We start from the raw sequence: 17,897 nt of genomic DNA on the forward strand, positions 1-17,897 counted from the left end.
TGGTTAGACCGCCCATCGCGTTCAAGACGATGCCCGATGAATTCGGACAAGTGCCTGAAAGCAGCCTGAAAAATCAGGAAGCAGCGCTCGCCTTGCCGCCCTTGATGACACGAGGCATGGGCTTCGCCTTCGCGCTGCGGGCATGTTCGTGCATGAACGCCACGATGCGCGGCGCGATCTCCTTGCGGAAGCGCGAGCCGTTGAAGACGCCGTAATGGCCGACATCCGGTTGCATGTAGTGCATGCGCATATGGTCCGGAATGTTGGTGCAGATGGTCTGCGCCGCCTTGGTCTGGCCGACGCCGGAAATGTCGTCGTTCTCGCCTTCGACGGTGAGGAGCGCCACATTGCGGATCGCCGTCGTATCGACGGGACGGGCGCGATGCATCATCTCGCCCTTCGGCAAAGCATGCTTCATGAAGACCGTTTCGACCGTCTGCAGATAGAACTCCGCCGTCAGGTCCATGACCGCCAGATATTCATCGTAGAAATCCCGGTGCTTTTCGGCCGCGTCACCGTCGTTCTTCACGAGATGCGCAAAGAACTCCTTGTGCGCGACGACGTGGCGATCGAGGTTCATCGACATGAAGCCGGAGAGCTGCAGGAAGCCCGGATAGACCATGCGCATGACGCCCGGCTGCGGCCACGGCACCGGCATGATGACATTGTCGCGGAACCAGTCGATCGGCTTTTCTTCCGCGAGCTTGTTGACCGCGGTCGGGTTGATGCGCGTGTCGATCGGCCCGCCCATCAGCGTCATGCTGGACGGCGACAGCGGGTCATTGTCGGCTTCCATGACGGCAACGGCGGCCAGCACCGGCACTGCCGGCTGGCAGACGGCGATCACATGGGTATCCGGACCCAGCGCATGCAGCATCTGGATGACGTAGTCGATATAGTCGTCGAGATCGAAGCTACCATCGGAAAGCGGCACCATGCGCGCATCCACCCAGTCGGTGATATGCACTTCCGCATGCGGCAGCAGCGCTTCGACCGTGCCGCGCAGCAGCGTCGCATAGTGGCCGGACATCGGCGCGACGATGAGGACCTTCGGGTCCTTGCGGTGGCCGGCCGGCAGACACCGCTCGAAATGGATGAGATTGCAGAAGGGCTGTTTCCAGACGACCTTTTCGTGAACCGAAATGGTCTGGCCATCGACAACCGTGGTGGGAAGGCCGAATTCCGGCTTGCCGTAGCGGCGGGTGGTGCGTTCGAGCACTTCGAAGCCTGCGGCCATGGTGCGGCCGAACGTGGTATGCGTCAGCGGATTGAGCGGGTTGCGGAACGCCATGCGCATCTGGTCTGCGACGACACGCCAGGGTGCCATCATCGCATGGTTGAGTTCGTAGAGCTGATAGTACATCGGACGCGTTACCCCATTTCCCGGTGCAAGGCCCAAGCCCGCTGCACCACCGGTTTCCGCAGATGCGAAAAGACTAACATGTTTTCGCTGCGTGGCAACACGCCGCATGTCCATCCTAAGCCCGCGAACCTTTCGCGGGCATGAACAGAATTCTGCCCTTCGCCGGGTTTGCGGCCCCGTTCAGGCGGCAACGCGCACGATCGCCTTGATGAGGCCGGCCTTTTCCGCCGCCCAGCGGGCAAGGTCGAGGGGAACGCGCTCCAGCGTGGTGCGATGGGTGACGAGCCTGTCCACCGGGATCTGCCCCGCGCGGATCGCCGCCATCACATGCTCGAAATCGACGCGCGTCGCGTTGCGGCTGCCGACCAGCATCATTTCCCGCTTGTGGAACTCCGGATCGGAGAAGCGGATCTCGTCCTTCACCACGCTGACCAGCACGAGCGCGCCGCCATGGGCGACATAGGCGAAGGCCGCCTGCATCGACGCTGCGTAGCCGGTGGCATCGAAGACGACATCGAAACCATCGCCGCCGGTGGCATCAAGTACCATCTGCGCCGCCGCCGAGCCCGCGACGATGCCGTCGTCGAAACCGAATCGCTCCCTGGCCATGGCGAGGCGTTCGGTGGATGTGTCCATCAGCGTCACGGCGTGGCCGGCAATGCGGGAGAACAGTGCGGTGCCCAGGCCGATCGGCCCGGCGCCGATCACCAGCGCCCGGGATCCTGCGAGCGCCAGCGAGCGGCGCACGGCATGGGCGCCGATCGCCAGAAACTCCACGGTCGCGGCTGCCTCCAGGGAGAGGCCATCAGCCGGATAAAGATTATCGGCCGGGACGAGGATTTCCTCACAGAGCGCGCCATCCGTATGCACGCCAAGAACGCGGATCGCGGTGCAGCAGTTGGGCTTGCCCTTCCGGCAGGCGATGCAGGTACCGCAGGAAATATAGGGGTTCACCACGACAGGAGCACCGACAGCAAGTGCGCTCTGGCCGGGGTCGGTGACGATGGCGGAGACTTCGTGGCCCATCACCCGGGGATAGTCGAGGAATGGGTGTTTGCCTTCGAAGATGTGGTAATCGGTGCCGCAGATGCCGACATGGCTGACGGCGACGCGCACCCAGCCCTCCGGCGGTGCGCCCGGGTTTTCACTGACAACCATCTCCAGCCGGCCGGGTTCGATGCAGACGATGGCTTTCATCTCAGCGGCTTCCGCGGCGGCGCAGCTGGTCGAAATAGACGATGACGATGATCAGGAGGCCCGTGATGATGCGCTGCCAGAACGAATTGACGTTTAGGAGGTTCGCGCCGTTGTTGATGGTCGCCAGGATGAAGGCGCCGAGCAGCGGCCCGTGCACCGAGCCGACCGCGCCGAACAGGCTGGTGCCGCCGATGACCGACGAGGCGATCGCCTGAAGCTCCCAACCTTCCGCCTGCGTGGCATTGCCGATGCCGATGCGCGAGGCGAGCAGCAGGCCGACGAAGGCGGCGCAGGTGGCCGAAAGGATATAGGCGAGGTAGATCGTGCGGTTGACATTGACGCCGGACAGCCGCGCCGCCTCGCTGTTCGAGCCGACGGCGAAGAGATAGCGGCCGAAGCGCGAGAGATGCAGGAAAACGAAGGCCGGGATCGCCACCAGGATGACCATCCAGAACAGGCTCGGCACACCGAGGAAATCGGTGCGGGAGAAGTTCGTGAAGCCTTCATGGTTGATCGAGATCGTCGAGCCGTTGGTGATCAAGAGGCCGATGCCGCGAAGCGAGGTGAGCGTGGCGAGCGTGATGATGAAGGACGGCAGGCCCATGCGCACGATGCCGAACCCGTGGAAGGCGCCGATCGCAACACCCATCAGCAGCGTCAATATGATCGACGCCCAGAGCGGCACGCCGGCCTGAAGCAGCCAGGCGACGATGACGCTGGTGAAGCCGACGATCGCGCCGACGGACAGGTCGATGCCGGCGGTGATGATGACGAAGGTCTGGCCGACCGCGAGGATCGCCGTCATCGCGCCCTGGCGCAAAAGGTTGCTGATATTGCCCGGTGTCCAGAAGGCATTGGTCGACAGGCCGAGCAGCAGCCAGAGGAACAGCAGAAGCCCGAGCAGCGTCAGGCCAAGCAGGATGTTGGTGCCTCTCTTCGGCGCCGGTGCGCTTTCCGTCGTCGTGTCCACGCTCATGTTTCTTCTCCCTTTTTTCGCACGACGCTCAGTGTGTTTTTACGCAGTTCGCGGCACGCAAAACCGCTGCGCACGTTTGCTGGATTGCTCTAGATGCCGATAGCCTGGGTCAGGACGTCCTCGTGCGAGGCCACCCGATGGTCGTGGCTGGCGACGAGCCGGCCGCCGCGAAAGACATGCAGCCGGTCGGACAGTTCGTAGACCTCCGGCAGGTAGGACGAGATGAGAATGATACCGGCGCCTTTTTTCAACAGCTCGCCGAACAGGCGGTAGATTTCCGCCTTGGTGCCGACATCGACGCCGACGGTCGGCTCGTCGAAGATGAAGAGCCGGGCGCCGTGGCTCAGCCATTTGCCGATGACGATCTTCTGCTGGTTGCCGCCGGACATGGCCGATGCCAGCACGCGGCGCGACGGGGTCTTGATGCGAAGATCGCGGATCTGCCGGTCGGCATTCGCCGCCTCGTCGCCCTTGCGGATCACCAGGCCGGAACTCAGCCGCTTCAAGACCGGCAGGTTGATGTTGAGGCCGATCGGCAGGTTGAGGCAGAGGCCCTGGTCGCGGCGGCTTTCCGGCGCCAGCGCGATGCCGAGTTCCATCGCGGTGCGTTCGTTGCGGATATCGACCTTCCTGCCGTCCCAGAAGATTTCACCGGAAGAAAGCGGCTGGCGGCCATAGAGGCCGAGCGCGAACTCGCTGCGGCCGGCACCGATCAGGCCGTAAAGGCCGACGATCTCACCCGCGCGCACCGTGAGCGAGACATCCTCGAAACCCGGGCCGGACAGGCCCTTCGTCTCGACGATGACATTGCCGATCGGCACCTTTTCCTTGTGGTAGATCTGCTCGATCGTGCGATTGATCATCAGCGCGATCAGTTCGTTCTCATTGGTCTCGCCGATGAGGCGCGTGCCGACATGGGTGCCGTCGCGCAGGACCGAGACACGGTCGGCAAGCTCGAACACTTCCTCCATGCGATGGCTGATATAGACGATGGTGACGCCCTGATCGCGTAGCCGGCGAATGAGCCGGAAGAGCTGGGCCGATTCCTGGCGCGTCAGATAGGCGGTCGGTTCATCAAAGATCAGGAAACGGATGCCGCGCATGGCGGCCTTGGCGGTCGCCACCAACTGCTGCTGGCCGATGGTGAGATTCTGGAGGGGTGCGGCGGCCGGCAGCTGGAACCCGAGATCATCGAGCACCGCCTGCGCCGCGCGCTCCATGGCGCCCTTGCGCATCAGCCCGTAGCTATCCATCTCGTCGCCAAGGAACATATTGGCCGCCACAGAAAGGTGCGGGCAGAGCACCACTTCCTGATGCACGGCATTGATGCCGCGGGAGATAGCCTCGGTTGGGGTCGCCAGTTGCACGGGCTTGCCGCACCAGAACACCTCGCCGGCCGTGCGGCGGATGACCCCGGTCAGGAGCTTGATCAGCGTCGATTTGCCGGCGCCGTTTTCGCCGACGATGGCGTGGATTTCGCCAGCAAGAAAAGTCACCGTCGCCGGTTTCAGCGCCTCGACCAGGCCGTACTTCTTCTGAAGCCCGCGCAGTTCAAGGATCGGCGCGCCACGCGGCACCGTTTCGGATTCAGCGAGCTTCGCCTCGTCTTCATGCCGATGGCTGAGCTCTTCAAGGCTGCTCATCGCTGTCTCCTCCCGACTGCGTGGAAAGCGTCCCGCCCGGATCATGCGGCCCGGGCGGGAGATGGTCAAACGGTCAGATCTTCGGGTTCAACAGCGCGTCGATCTTCGGATCGGCCATGTTCTCCTTGGTGACGAGATTGGCACCGGTATCGACGAAGGTTTCCACCTTTTCGCCCTTGGAGACGGCGAGCGCCGTCTTCACGCCGTCATAGCCCATGCGATAGGGGTCCTGCACGACGAGGCCGGCAAGCACGCCTTCCTTGAGGAAGCCGACGGTCTTTTCGTCGCTATCGAAGCCGATGACCTTGATCTTGTCGCCCAGCTTATTTTCGGCGATCGCCTGGCCGACGCCCTGCGCCATGATGAGGTTGGAGGCGAAGACGCCGACGAGGTTGGGGTTGGCGGTGATGAGGTCGGTCATCATGTTGAGGCCGGTGGTGGCCTGGCCGTCCGCATATTTATCCGCAACGACCTTCAGGCCCGGATATTTCGTCTTGACCTGATCGAGGAAACCCTCGCGGCGCTGGTCGAGCGAGCCGACGCCCGGCAGGCTGGTGATGATGGCGATTTCGCCCTCTTCCTTGCCGGATACGGCCTTGATCGCGGCAGCAAGACCATCAGCCGCGATGCGGCCGCCCTGCACGTTGTCGGTGGTCAGGAACGAGGTGAAGGCCTTGGAATCCGCGCCCGAGTCGATGCCGATGATCGGAACGGACTTGGCTGCCTCGTCGACCGGCTTACCGAGCGCCTTGAATTCCGTCGGCGAAATGACGACGGCGGCCGGGCCGCCCGCGACGGCGTTTTCAAGAATGGTGATCTGGCCGTTGATGTCGGATTCCGACTGCGCGCCGAGTTCCGGCACGTTGACACCGAGATCCTTGCCGGCAGCGCGGGCGCCGGCCAGCACGATCTGCCAGTAGAAGGACGTGGTGTCCTTGACGATGATCGGGATGGTGACGTCCTGCGCGAAGGACGCGGCAGGGGCCATGGTGGCGAGGACTGCGGCACCCGCCAGCGCCGTGAAGGCGCGGCGAGACAGAAGCGATCTTACAATGCTCATCAGATTTCTCCTCTCAGATGCTTCCTGTTCCTCTTTGGATCGGGCCGCAGGAAGCGAACAACTCGATCTTTTATCGATAAAAAACATTTATGGGGCAAGCTATACCCGCCTGCCATCCTTGGCAAGCAAGCAATTGTCTCTAAAAAGGCTGCATTTCCAAGCGTTCCAGTCCACTACCCTCCGTCCTCCCAAACGGTGGCTGCCGGGTATTTGGATCATTTACGCAACTCCGGACGCAAAACCGCTGCGCACGTTTGCTGGAGTTACCCTAGACCCGGAAGACCTCATGCGGGTGCACGACACCCTTCTTCAGAATGATGTTGCCATAAAGCCGGAATTCCGTCGTCGCGACAATATAGGCCGCCTTCTTCGCCATCTCATAGAAGGCAAAACGCTCGACCGCATGAACGGTAAAATCGCCGGCCAGTTCGCGCACCACATCCTGAAACGTCACGCAGATCTCGGGAACCGCCGTCGGATCGCCAACAACCTCCATGCGCCAGGCAGCCTGCGGCACGAACGTATCGAGCGGCATATGCGCCAGCACCGCTTCGGTGATCGACACCGCATCGACGCCGTCCGCCCGGATCACCTTGGGGCCTAAAAAACTCGACGGGAAATTCGCGTCGGCTATGACGATATCGTCGCCATGGCCCATGGTCCTGATCGCGTGCAGCAGGTCCGGCCCGAGCAGCGGATGAATGCCTTTCAACATGGTTTTGCGATCCTCCCAGATCGACATTACTGCCGGACGGCCTCTTCTCCCAGTTCGGGCGCCACCAGCGTGTATGGCTCGAAAGCCGGGTAAATATCCTGCGGAACGTCCATGCGCGCGAGCGCCATGTTGCGGTGCAGGCTTTCAGGCTTCGCCGTGCCGAGCAGGACGGACGCCACGGCCGGGTGCTGCAACGGGAAATGCAGAGCGGGCGCGGCAAGCGGCAGACCCCTACCCTCTGCAATCCCCACCATCGCACCAACCTTGGCCAGGATATCCGGCGTCGCCGGCATATAGTCGAAATGCGCGCCCGCGCCCGGGCCTGTCGCAAGGATGCCGGAATTGAAGACGCCGCCGACCACCAGCGATGTGCCCTTTTCCACGCAGAGCGGCAAAAGCGCGTCCACCGCCGAACGATCGAGCAACGTGTAACGGCCGGCGAGCAGGATGGCGTCGAGATCGGCGTGGCGCATGACATCAAGGCAGACGGGAACTTCGTTCACACCAAGCCCGAACGCGCTGATGACGCCCGTGGATTTCAATTCGGCAAGCGCCTTGAGACCGGAATCGAGCAACTGCCTGATATAGACGGCGTTGCGCTCGGCACCATGTGTGTAGACGCCGATATCGTGCACATAGAGAATATCGATCCGGTTGAGCCCCAGCCGTGCGTAGCTGAATTCGACGGACCGCATGATGCCGTCATAGCTGTAATCGTAGAGCACATCGAAGGGCAGTGGATCGACAAAACCATAGTTCGGCACCTTGTCGTCCGGCACCGGCACCATGACACGGCCGACCTTTGTGGACAGCACATAGCTACCCTTCGGCTTCTCGCGCAGAAAGTCGCCGGTGTAACGCTCGGCGAGCCCAAAGCCGTACCAGGGCGCGGTATCGAAATAACGAAGCCCCTCGTCCCAGGCGGCATTCAGGGTGGCCATCGCGGTGTCGCGCGGGCAGGCGCGGTACAGCCCGCCAAGCGATGCCGTGCCGAAACTGAATTCGGTGACGGCAAGAGCCGTCCTCCCGATGGTCCTCGTCTTCATGCGGCCTCCCCGCCGATGTCCTCTCATCGGCGTTTTGTCTTTTATCGACAATAGACAGATTGTCGTCAATGGGTAATATGCAGGAAGGAGGAAGCGGGAGGATGACAGCGAACGGCGCGTTACGCACCGGGCGTCTGGCCATTTGCCCGGTCAGCCATCAAGGGACGCGACACCTCAGGAACCGGCGGCACCCATGGCCAAACAGAACAATGTCTTCAAGGACGCCTTCAATCGCTGTGTCAAGCTTCTGGAGCAGACGGCGAGCCTGCCGTCCGAGCCGGAACTCGGCGCCACGCTCGGCGTCAGCCGCACGACCGTGCGGGCGATCCTGACCCGGCTGGAAGACGTCGGCCTGCTGACCTGGGAAAAGCGGCGCAAGATCGTGCTGAGAAAACCCGTCGCCGCCGATTATTTTCCCACCGAGGAGACGGATTCGCTTTCCGAAATCATCGAGCGCAGTTTCATGCGCCGGATTCTCGCCGGCGGCGCCGAGCCCGGCATGCAGATCAACGAGCTGGAGCTGGCCCGCGAGATCGGCATCGGCACGACCAGCGTGCGCGAATTCCTCATCCGCTTCAGCCGCTTCGGGCTCATCGAAAAGCGGCCGAACAGCCATTGGGTGCTGAAGGGGTTTACCCGTGAATTCGCGTTGGAGCTGACGGAAGTGCGCGAAATGTTCGAACTGCGCTCAGCCGCCGCCTTCGCGCGCCTGCCGGAGGATCATCCGGCCTGGCAGGAACTCGACGCGATCGAGGCCGTGCATCACGCGATCCTCGCCGATATCGACGATCGTTACCTGGATTTCTCCGAACTCGACGAGCGTTTTCACCTCCTGGTGCACCGCGCCTCGAAGAACCGTTTCATCGTCGATTTCTACGATGTGATCGCCATCGTCTTCCACTACCACTACCAGTGGAACAAGACGAATGCGCGCCAGCGCAATGCCCGGGCACTTGAGGAACATCTCGCCTATATCGCCGCCCTGCGCTCGCGCGATGCAATCGAGATCGAGCTCGCCTGCCGGCAGCATCTCAAATCGGCGCGCGAAACACTGCTGCAATCCATCAACTGAGATGACCGCCATGCCGACGCCTATCGTACAATTCGGAACCAGCCGTTTCCTTCAGGCGCATGCGGATCTCTTCGTCAGCGAGGCCTTGGAAAAGGGCGAGGCGCTCGGCCCCATCACCGTCATCCAGACGACCGGTTCGCCCGAGCGCGCCAGACGCCTCGCCGCGCTGGCGGCACCGGGTGGCTATCCCGTCATCGTGCGCGGTCGACAGGACGGCCATGACATCGAGCGCGAACAGCGGGTGACCAGCGTCACACGCGCGCTTTCGACGGCAAGCGATTGGGATGAGGTCCGGCGGGTTTTTTGCGAGGAAGCCGATGTCGTGCTGTCGAACACCGGCGATACCGGCTACGACGTGGGCGAGAACGATCTTGCGAGACCGGTTCCGGCCTCATTTCCGGGCAAGCTTCTGGCGCTGCTCCATGAGCGTTTTCGGGCGAATTCACGCAAGCTGACCGTACTGCCCTGCGAACTCGTATCCAGAAATGGCGACGTGCTGAAGCGCCTGATCCTCGACCTCCAGGCCGACCGTTACCCGGAGTCTGAATTCCGCGACTGGCTGCAGACCGCCGTGGTCTGGGCAAACACCTTGGTCGACCGGATCGTCTCCGAGCCGATCGAGCCGGCGGGCGCGGTGGCGGAACCCTATGCGCTGTGGGCAATCGAAAACCAGCTCGGCCTGACCGGGCCATGCCGACACCCCGCCATCCACATCGTCGACGACCTGACGCCCTATGAAAAACTGAAACTGCACATCCTCAATCTCGGCCACACCGTGCTGGCCGATTTCTGGCTGAAGGAAAACCGGCCGGCGGACGAGACCGTGCAGGCGATGCTGCGTGATGTCGATATCCGGCAGCGGCTGCTTTCCCTCTACAACGCCGAGGTCATCCCCGGCTTCGCTGCGAAGGGTTTGCGCGGCGAAGCCGAGGCCTATGTCGCCGCAACGGTGGAGCGCTTCGACAATCCGTTTCTCGATCACCGCATGCGCGACATTGCCAACCACCACGCGGAAAAGCTCGTCCGCCGCCTCGTCGACTTTCACGCCTGGACGCCTGATGTCCCGAAGCCGGTGCTGCTGGAAATCGCTGGCGTTCAGTAACCGCCGCCGCGCTTGTCCGACACATCTTCACCAAGGAAGCGGCGGCGAAGGCCGTCAACCGCCGAAACGAGGCAGTTCACGTCGGTTCCGATCGCCATGAAGTCCGCACCGAGATCGCGGTAGACCTCGGCCTGCGGCAGCGAGACGGTCATGATGCCGCGTGCCTTGCCGTGCGCCTTGGTGCGCGCGAAGATATGGGTGATCGCCGCCAGGACCTCCGGTGCGCCCGGATTGCCAAGGTGGCCCATATCCGCCGCGAGATCCGATGGGCCGATGAAGATGCCATCCACACCCTCGACCGCCGCGATTTCGTCGACCGCCGCAAGGCCCGCCTTGTTTTCGACCTGCACGATCAGACAGATCTGGTCATTGGCGGTCGTTATGTAATCTGGTGTGCGGTTGAAATCGCTCGCCCGGCCAAGACCGGCGCCGACACCGCGGATGCCATGCGGCGGGTAGCGGACGGCGCGGACCAGGGCTTCCGCCTGCGCAGCCGATTCGACCATGGGAATGAGGAAGGTCTGGGCGCCCTGATCGAGCAGCTGCTTCAGGATCCAGGCCTCGCCCATCGGCGGGCGAACCATGGCATGGGTAGCCGAATGACGCAGCGCGCCGACCTGCGCACTCATCAAGGGCATGTCGTTCGGGCCATGTTCGCCATCGATCAACAGCCAGTCGTAGCCGCTCGTCGAGAGGATTTCCACGGCATAGGCGCTGCCGAGGGCTGCCCAGAGCCCGAGCTGGAACCGACCGTCGCGAAGCGCGGCCTTGAAGGCGTTTTTGGGTGCTGACACGATTTTTCCTCTCAAAACAGAAACCGGCCGGGCGGTGCCGGCCGGACCTTGCTCTCGAAATGTCTCAGGCGATGCCGCCTAGGCAGACATATTTGATCTCGGTGAATTCCTCGATGCCGTAGCGCGAGCCCTCGCGGCCGAGACCGGAGAGTTTTACGCCGCCGAACGGGGCTTCCGCCGTCGAGATCAGGCCGGTATTGACGCCGACCATACCATATTCCAGGGCCTCGGCGACGCGGAACACCCGCGACAGTTCCTTGGCGTAGAAATAGGAGGCAAGGCCGAACTCCGTGTCGTTCGCCTGGGCGATGACGTCATCCTCGTCCTTGAAGCGGAAGAGCGGCGCGACGGGGCCGAAGGTTTCTTCCCGCGCAACCGCCATGTCCGGCGTCACGTCGGCAATGACAGTCGCCTCGTAGAAGGTGCCGCCGAGCGCGTGGCGCTTGCCGCCCTGCAAGACCCGGCCACCCTTCTTGACCGCATCGGAAACGTGCTCTTCAACCTTCTCCAGCGCTGACGTATCGATCAGCGGGCCGAGAATCACGCCCTCATCGAAGCCATTGCCGGTCTTTAGCTTGCCGACGGCGGCTGCGAGCTTTTCGGAGAAGGCGTCATAGACCCCATCCTGCACATAGAGCCGGTTGGCGCAGACGCAGGTCTGGCCGTTGTTGCGGAATTTGGCGATCAGCGCGCCTTCAACCGCCGCATCGAGATCGGCGTCGTCGAAGACGATGAAGGGCGCGTTGCCGCCGAGTTCGAGGCCGAGCTTCTTGATGGTCGGGGCGCATTGCTTGTAGAGCTCGGCGCCGATCTCCGTCGAGCCGGTGAAGGTAAGCTTGCGCACGGTCGGGTTGGCGGTCATTTCCGCGCCGATCTCGCGGGCAGAGCCCGTGATGACGGAAAACAGTCCGGCGGGCAGGCCGGCGCGTTCGGCGAGGATGGCGATCGCGATCGCCGAGAACGGCGTCTGCGAAGCGGGTTTCAGCACCATGGCGCAACCGGCGGCAAAGGCCGGGCCGGCCTTGCGGGTGATCATGGCATTGGGGAAGTTCCACGGCGTGATGGCCGCGACGACGCCGATCGGCTGCTTCATCACCAGAAGGCGCTTGTCCTTCTGGTGGCCGGGAATGATATCGCCATAGAGACGGCGTGCCTCCTCCGCAAACCATTCGACGAAGCTTGCGCCATAGACGATTTCGCCGGTGGCTTCGGCGAGCGGCTTGCCCTGCTCCATGGTCAGGATGCGGCCGAGATCGTCCTTGTTGTCGATCATCAACTGGAACCACTTGCGCAGCACGCCCGAGCGCTCCTTGGCGGTGCGGGCGGCCCAGCCCTTCTGGGCCCTTGCTGCCGCATCGATCGCTTCCTTGGTCTCCTTGGCGCCGAGCTTCGGAACATAGCCGACCAGCTCACCCGTCGCAGGGTTCTTCACGGCAATGCCGCTCGAATCCGCGTCGATCCAGCGTGTGCCGACAAGGGCTGCCTGGCGCAGCAGGCTCGGGTCTTTCAGGCTCATCGGATATCTCCCATTTCGCGATGCCGTTTCTCATGTGTCGCAAGGGTTATATTGCCTTCGCACCCCCTTCGACAATGCGACAGACATGCGATTTTACCGCTTGCGGCAGCCGGTGGCGGGGCTAAGGTCGGGGCGCAATTTCTGACATTCGAGGCTTGTTATGACCCATCCCACCGGCCGCATCGCGGACCACACGATTGCCCCCCTCTTCCTCGACCGCTGGTCGCCCCGCGCCTTTACCGGCGAAGCGATGCCGCAGGCGACGCTGCTCTCGCTCTTCGAGGCAGCCCGCTGGGCGCCGTCGGCCGCCAACGGCCAGCCGTGGCGCTTCGTCTACGGCCATCGCGGCACCGAGGCCTTCGAGACGATCTACAACACGCTGGACGAGGGTAACCGCCGCTGGGCGGACAAAGCCTCCGTGCTCGCCGTGATCATCTCGCAGACCCACCGGAAGAATGCCGACGGCGAGATGCGTCCCGCCTATACCCATGCCTTCGATACGGGCGCCGCCTGGGCCTATCTCGCCCTTGAGGCGACGCGCGCCGGCTACCACGCGCACGGCATGGGCGGCATCGACCGGGAAAAGGCCATGCAGGTTCTCGGCGTTCCGGAGGGGTTTCGCGTAGAGGCGGGACTGGCAATCGGCAAGATCGCGCCGAAGGAGACGCTGCCGGAGGATCTTATGAAACGCGAGGTGCCGAGCACGCGCAAGCCGGTGGCGGAGTTCATCTCCGAAGGGACATTCACCGCCTGACCCTCGAACTGAAAGAGCCGCCTTTCGGCGGCTCTTTTCGGATCAGATGTCGAGGTTGGCGACGCTGAGGGCGTTTTCCTGGATGAAGTCGCGACGCGGCTCCACCTCGTCGCCCATCAGGCGAGAAAACAGTCCATCGGCATCCGTCGCATCCGGAACCTTCACCTGCAGCAGCGAGCGGACGTTCGGATCGAGCGTCGTTTCCCAGAGCTGCTCGGCATTCATCTCGCCGAGACCCTTGTAGCGCTGCATCGAAAGGCCCTTGCGGCCGGCTGCGAAGACGGCATCCAGCAGGGCGCGCGGGCCGGTGATTTCAAGCTGGCCATCCTTGCGGCGCAGCACCGGCGGCGGCGCGTAGGTTTCCCGGAAGCGCACGGAAAGCTGGTCGATGTGGCGCGCATCGGACGAGCCGATCAGCGCCATGTCGACATGGGCGGATTCCTTGACGCCGCGCACCATACGCTCGAGACGCAGGCCGCCATCGGTGGCGACAGACCCCGTCCAGCCGCGCTCCGTCTCTTCGGAGATCAGGTCGAGCCGGCGAGCCACCTCTTGCGCCTTGTCGGCATAGGCCTCGCGGTCGTGGCTGAGCTCGAGGTTGAGCGCGCCGGAAATGGCCGCCTGTTCGACGATCGAACGGCTGTAACGCGAATGCAGGCCATCGAGCAGTGAGCGCAGACGCAGCGCATCCTGGATCAGTTCGCGGATGTCCTGGCCGGCGCGCACCTCGCCGGAAGCCAGCTCCAGCGTTGCATCGTCGAGGCCGGCATTGATCAGGTAGTCTTCCAGTGCCTTTTCGTCTTTCAGGTACTGGCTCGATTTGCCGCGCGCCACCTTATAGAGCGGCGGCTGGGCGATGTAGAGATGGCCGCGCTCGATCAGCTCCGGCATCTGCCGGAAGAAGAAGGTGAGCAGCAGGGTACGGATATGGGCGCCGTCGACGTCAGCGTCCGTCATGATGATGATCTTGTGGTAGCGCAGCTTGTCGGCGTTGAACTCGTCCTTGCCGATCGACGTGCCGAGCGCGGTGATCAGCGTGCCGATTTCCTGGCTGGAGAGCATCTTGTCGAAGCGCGCGCGCTCAACGTTCAAGATCTTGCCGCGCAGCGGCAGGATGGCCTGGTTCTCGCGCGAACGCCCCTGCTTGGCGGAGCCGCCAGCCGAATCACCCTCGACGAGGAAGACTTCGGACTTTGCCGGGTCCCGCTCCGAGCAGTCGGCGAGCTTGCCGGGCAGCGACGAGATGTCGAGCGCACCCTTGCGCCGTGTCAGTTCACGCGCCTTGCGCGCGGCTTCGCGGGCAGCAGCCGCCTCGACGACCTTGCCGACAAGGATTTTTGCGTCCGACGGATGTTCCTCGAACCAGGTGGACAGCGCCTCGTTCACGAGGTTCTCCACGGCAGGCCGAACTTCCGACGAGACCAGCTTGTCCTTGGTCTGCGAGGAGAATTTCGGATCGGGAACTTTTACCGAAAGTACTGCGGTCAGGCCTTCGCGGCAGTCTTCGCCCTGCAGCGTCACCTTTTCGCGCTTCATGATGCCTGATGTGTCGGCATAGGAAACGACCTGGCGGGTCAGCGCGCCGCGGAAACCCGCCATATGCGTACCGCCGTCGCGCTGGGGAATGTTGTTGGTGAAGCAGAGCACGTTCTCGTGGTAACTGTCGTTCCACCACATCGCGACCTCGACGGTGATGCCGTCCTTCTCGCCGCGGATGGCGATAGGCTTCGACACCAGCGGCTTCTTGGCGCGGTCGAGATATTGCACGAAGGCTTCAAGGCCGCCCTCGTACATCAATTCGTCCTGCTTGATATCCGAATGACGGCGATCGGTGAGCACGATGTGCACACCGGAATTCAGGAAGGCGAGTTCGCGCAAGCGATGCTCGAGCGTCGAATAGATGAATTCGATGTTCGAGAAGGTGTCAGGGGACGGCAGGAAGGTGACTTCCGTACCGGTCTCGGCACCGCATTCGCCGGTCACCACGAGCGACCCATCAGGCACGCCATGGGTGAAGCTCATTTCATGGATCTTGCCGGCGCGGCGGATCTTCAGCTTCAGCTTGACGGAGAGTGCATTTACCACCGAAACGCCCACGCCGTGCAGACCGCCGGAAACCTTGTAGGAATTCTGGTCGAACTTACCGCCGGCATGCAGCTGGGTCATGATGACCTCGGCCGCCGAGACGCCCTCTTCCTTGTGGATGTCGGTCGGGATGCCGCGGCCGTTGTCGGTCACCGTTACGGAACCGTCCGCATTGAGCGTGACGGTCACGATATCCGCATGGCCGGCCAGCGCCTCGTCGATCGCGTTGTCGACGACCTCGTAGACCATGTGATGCAGACCCGAACCGTCATCGGTGTCGCCGATATACATGCCAGGGCGCTTGCGCACGGCATCGAGGCCCTTCAGGACCTTGATCGAATCTGCGCCATACTCGGCCGGGCCGTTTTCGGTCTCGGGTGTGTCAGTCATACAAACGTCTTTCCAGAAGTTTCGCGGAAGGCGGGAAGCGCGGCGAATCACCGCTTTCCAAGTCTTTGAATATAGGGATTTTGCCCTCAAGTTCCAAACCTGAGAGCGCGTAAACACGGCAGAATTCAGGGAATCAACCGGGTTTTACCCGAGAATTGCAAGCTTTTTCGAGAATACCGGCAAGACGGCGTACCGTCTCGGGCGGCAGGCTGCGGATTTCCGCCGAAAGCCGGTTGGCAAAGGCGGTATATTCCGGCGGCAGGCCGGCCGTATCGACCACGATACGCGGGTCGGAAATCTGTGCAATGCGGAAAAGTTCTTCCGCTTCGTCCCAGATGACGTTGAAATAACCGGCCACCCGCTGGAGGAAATCGAAGCTCGGCATGCCGCGCTTGCCATGCTCCAGTGCCGAAAGATAGGCGGGGCTGACGCCGAGCGCCTGGGCCATTTCCTTCTGCGACACACCCTTGCGATCGCGCAGATGCCGGACCGCCTTGCCGAACGGCGTCGTCATGGCTTTTCCCCCGGCTGGCGGGCGAGCCGCACATAGAGCGCACCCTCCCCGCCATGGTTGCGCGCTGCCGCCTCGTAGGACGAGATCAGCGGCCGGAATTCCGGCAGTGAAAACCACAGCGGCACCGCCCGCTTCAGCGCACCGTCACTGCCAAGCGAGGTGCCCTTGCCAGTGATGACCAGCACATGCCGCAGGCCCCGCGCATGCGCCTTGATGAGGAAGCCGAGCAGGAAACCGTGCGCCTCGCTCTGGATCATGCCATGCAGGTCGATGCGCGCTTCCAGCGCCAGGCGCCCCTTGGCGATCTTGCGCTTCACCGGCCGTTCCAGCGGGTGGTGGCGGGTTTCCTTGCCGCGAGCGGCGGTGAGGGCAATGCCTTCGGCGGCCGGCTTGTCGGCCTTCGCCTTTTTCGTCTCCGGTGCTTTCTGCTCCTCGACCTTTTCCGCGAAGACGGCTTCGAACTCCGTCAGGGCATCGAGCTTGCCCGGCATTGCACGCGTGCTGCGCGCCACCTTGCCCCAGAGAATGCGGTCCTCGCTCGAGAGCGTCTTATCCTTCGGCATCGAGGTATCGCCCCGCAGCCGCCTTGGGGATGAGGATATGGAAGGTCGCCGCATTGCGCACGTGCCCCGCCAGCGCACCCGCCGCATCCCCCGACCCAGTAAAAATATCGCCGCGCGCCGGGCCGACAATGGCCGTTCCCGTATCGAGCGCCAGCATCAGGCGCCGGAACGGTTTTCCCTCATCCATGTGGGTGAGGCTGTCGCTGGAGATGAAGAACGGCAGGCCGAAGGTGTGGATCATCCGGTCGACAGCGAGCGCGCGGCCAGCGACCAGCGGCACCTTGGCGGCGGCGATCGGCCCGAGCGAATCATCGGTTACCACCGCTTCCTTGAAGAAGATGAAGGAGCGGTTGTGCCAGAGCACGTCGTCCACCTCGGCCTCATGACGGCCAAGCCAGTCGCGAATCGAGGCCATGGAGACGGTGGCCGCATCGATCTCGCCGCGATCGATCAGGAGCTTGCCGATCGGCGAGAACGGGTGGCCGCTTTTGGCGACGTAGGTGATGCGCTTGACGGAACCGTCCGGATAGACAAGCCGCGCCGCGCCCTGCACATGGGCGAAGAACACATCCACCTTCGAGCGGGCATAGGCGATTTCCAGCCCGCGGCCCGCAAGGTAGCCGCGTTCGATCGTGCCGCGATCCGGATGTTCGACGATCCCGCCATCCTTCAATTGGCCGAATGCAAAACCCGGCGCGAAACCGGCCGGGCGATTGCTGTCGTCGATATCGACAAGGTCATCCGGCCGGGAATAGAAGGGATAGCGATATTCGGCATCGGGCTCCGCCCGCACCGCCACCTCGGGCTCGTAGAAGGCGGTGACGAAACCGGAGGAGCCATCCGCCTTGTCGATCAGGAACGGCACGCAGTGCGTCTCGAAAAACGCCCGTACCACCGCGGCACCTTGCGGCTTCTCGTCAGCGGCGGCATCCAGCAAGGTCAAAAGCTCGCCGGCGGTGATGCCAAGCGAGCCTGTCTTGTAGGGCTTTATCGTGCGGATGTGGGCGCGACAGCGATCCATCGCCGCCAGCAGCGGCGTTGGATCATCGTCGTCCCAGCCGGGAAGCGCGGAAAACCGGGCCGGTACCAGGCGGTAGTCCATGATAG

The 17,897-nt window shown here is 63.1% G+C and carries 15 protein-coding genes and 2 pseudogenes; 3 read left to right on the forward strand and 14 right to left on the reverse strand.

Annotation, left to right across the window (positions count from 1 at the left end):
• Window positions 1-73 precede the first annotated feature (73 nt).
• From phaZ to BSY16_RS15685, 7 genes are all read right to left on the reverse strand, one after another.
• Complete coding sequence (gene phaZ, locus BSY16_RS15655) at window positions 74-1,363, reverse strand: polyhydroxyalkanoate depolymerase (RefSeq protein ID WP_069060522.1); 1,290 nt, start codon at window positions 1,361-1,363, stop codon at window positions 74-76.
• 180 nt (window positions 1,364-1,543) lie between these two features.
• Complete coding sequence (locus BSY16_RS15660; RefSeq protein ID WP_069060523.1) at window positions 1,544-2,560, reverse strand: zinc-binding alcohol dehydrogenase family protein; 1,017 nt, start codon at window positions 2,558-2,560, stop codon at window positions 1,544-1,546.
• 1 nt (window position 2,561) lies between these two features.
• The gene (locus tag BSY16_RS15665) at window positions 2,562-3,536 is read right to left on the reverse strand and encodes an ABC transporter permease (protein ID WP_069060524.1); all 975 of its coding nucleotides are present in this window, start codon (window positions 3,534-3,536) and stop codon (window positions 2,562-2,564) included.
• Between the two features lie 89 nt (window positions 3,537-3,625).
• Window positions 3,626-5,179, reverse strand: coding sequence for a sugar ABC transporter ATP-binding protein (locus tag BSY16_RS15670; protein WP_069060525.1), 1,554 nt, complete (start codon window positions 5,177-5,179; stop codon window positions 3,626-3,628).
• 73 nt (window positions 5,180-5,252) lie between these two features.
• Window positions 5,253-6,239 (reverse strand): ABC transporter substrate-binding protein, encoded by a 987-nt coding sequence (locus BSY16_RS15675; protein ID WP_069060526.1) that lies wholly within the window; start codon window positions 6,237-6,239, stop codon window positions 5,253-5,255.
• A 268-nt stretch (window positions 6,240-6,507) separates the two neighbouring features.
• Complete coding sequence (locus BSY16_RS15680) at window positions 6,508-6,954, reverse strand: RbsD/FucU family protein (RefSeq protein WP_069061571.1); 447 nt, start codon at window positions 6,952-6,954, stop codon at window positions 6,508-6,510.
• A 26-nt stretch (window positions 6,955-6,980) separates the two neighbouring features.
• A complete protein-coding gene (locus tag BSY16_RS15685) occupies window positions 6,981-8,000 on the reverse strand; it encodes an aldo/keto reductase (protein WP_069060527.1) in 1,020 nt (339 codons plus the stop codon).
• Between the two features lie 193 nt (window positions 8,001-8,193).
• On the opposite strand from BSY16_RS15685, the gene BSY16_RS15690 reads away from it, so the two are divergent.
• Window positions 8,194-9,072: a GntR family transcriptional regulator gene (locus tag BSY16_RS15690; RefSeq protein ID WP_069060528.1), complete on the forward strand. Its 879-nt coding sequence runs from the start codon at window positions 8,194-8,196 to the stop codon at window positions 9,070-9,072.
• 10 nt (window positions 9,073-9,082) lie between these two features.
• On the forward strand, window positions 9,083-10,174 hold the full coding sequence (locus BSY16_RS15695; protein WP_069061572.1) for a mannitol dehydrogenase family protein: 1,092 nt from the start codon (window positions 9,083-9,085) through the stop codon (window positions 10,172-10,174).
• Here BSY16_RS15695 and BSY16_RS15700 read toward each other — a convergent pair.
• Window positions 10,168-10,968: an HpcH/HpaI aldolase family protein gene (locus BSY16_RS15700; protein WP_069060529.1), complete on the reverse strand. Its 801-nt coding sequence runs from the start codon at window positions 10,966-10,968 to the stop codon at window positions 10,168-10,170. The genes BSY16_RS15695 and BSY16_RS15700 overlap by 7 nt on opposite strands.
• 64 nt (window positions 10,969-11,032) lie before the next feature.
• Window positions 11,033-12,484, reverse strand: a complete 1,452-nt coding sequence (gene gabD / locus BSY16_RS15705) for an NADP-dependent succinate-semialdehyde dehydrogenase (protein WP_069060530.1) — start codon at window positions 12,482-12,484, stop codon at window positions 11,033-11,035.
• A gap of 160 nt (window positions 12,485-12,644) precedes the next feature.
• Between gabD and BSY16_RS15710 the strand changes: the two genes are divergently transcribed.
• The gene (locus BSY16_RS15710; protein ID WP_069060531.1) at window positions 12,645-13,238 is read left to right on the forward strand and encodes a nitroreductase family protein; all 594 of its coding nucleotides are present in this window, start codon (window positions 12,645-12,647) and stop codon (window positions 13,236-13,238) included.
• A 42-nt stretch (window positions 13,239-13,280) separates the two neighbouring features.
• On the opposite strand, the gene gyrB is transcribed toward BSY16_RS15710, so the two are convergent.
• The 5 genes and pseudogenes from gyrB to mltA all read right to left on the reverse strand — a co-directional run bounded on the left by gyrB (window position 13,281) and on the right by mltA (window position 17,892).
• A complete protein-coding gene (gyrB, locus tag BSY16_RS15715; protein WP_069060532.1) occupies window positions 13,281-15,713 on the reverse strand; it encodes a DNA topoisomerase (ATP-hydrolyzing) subunit B in 2,433 nt (810 codons plus the stop codon).
• Window positions 15,714-15,846: 133 nt separating this feature from the next.
• The gene (locus BSY16_RS15720; RefSeq protein ID WP_069060533.1) at window positions 15,847-16,227 is read right to left on the reverse strand and encodes a helix-turn-helix domain-containing protein; all 381 of its coding nucleotides are present in this window, start codon (window positions 16,225-16,227) and stop codon (window positions 15,847-15,849) included.
• Window positions 16,224-16,568, reverse strand: a pseudogene (locus BSY16_RS33260) (Smr/MutS family protein); the annotation flags it as partial. The gene BSY16_RS15720 and the pseudogene BSY16_RS33260, both read right to left, overlap by 4 nt.
• Window positions 16,569-16,687: 119 nt before the next feature.
• Window positions 16,688-16,790 (reverse strand): annotated as a pseudogene (locus tag BSY16_RS33265) (Smr/MutS family protein); the annotation flags it as partial.
• Window positions 16,777-17,892, reverse strand: a complete 1,116-nt coding sequence (gene mltA, locus BSY16_RS15730) for a murein transglycosylase A (RefSeq protein WP_069060535.1) — start codon at window positions 17,890-17,892, stop codon at window positions 16,777-16,779. The pseudogene BSY16_RS33265 and the gene mltA, both read right to left, overlap by 14 nt.
• Between the last annotated feature and the right edge of the window lie 5 nt (window positions 17,893-17,897).

This window comes from Sinorhizobium sp. RAC02 (genome assembly GCF_001713395.1).
Taxonomy (GTDB): Bacteria; Pseudomonadota; Alphaproteobacteria; order Rhizobiales; family Rhizobiaceae; genus Shinella.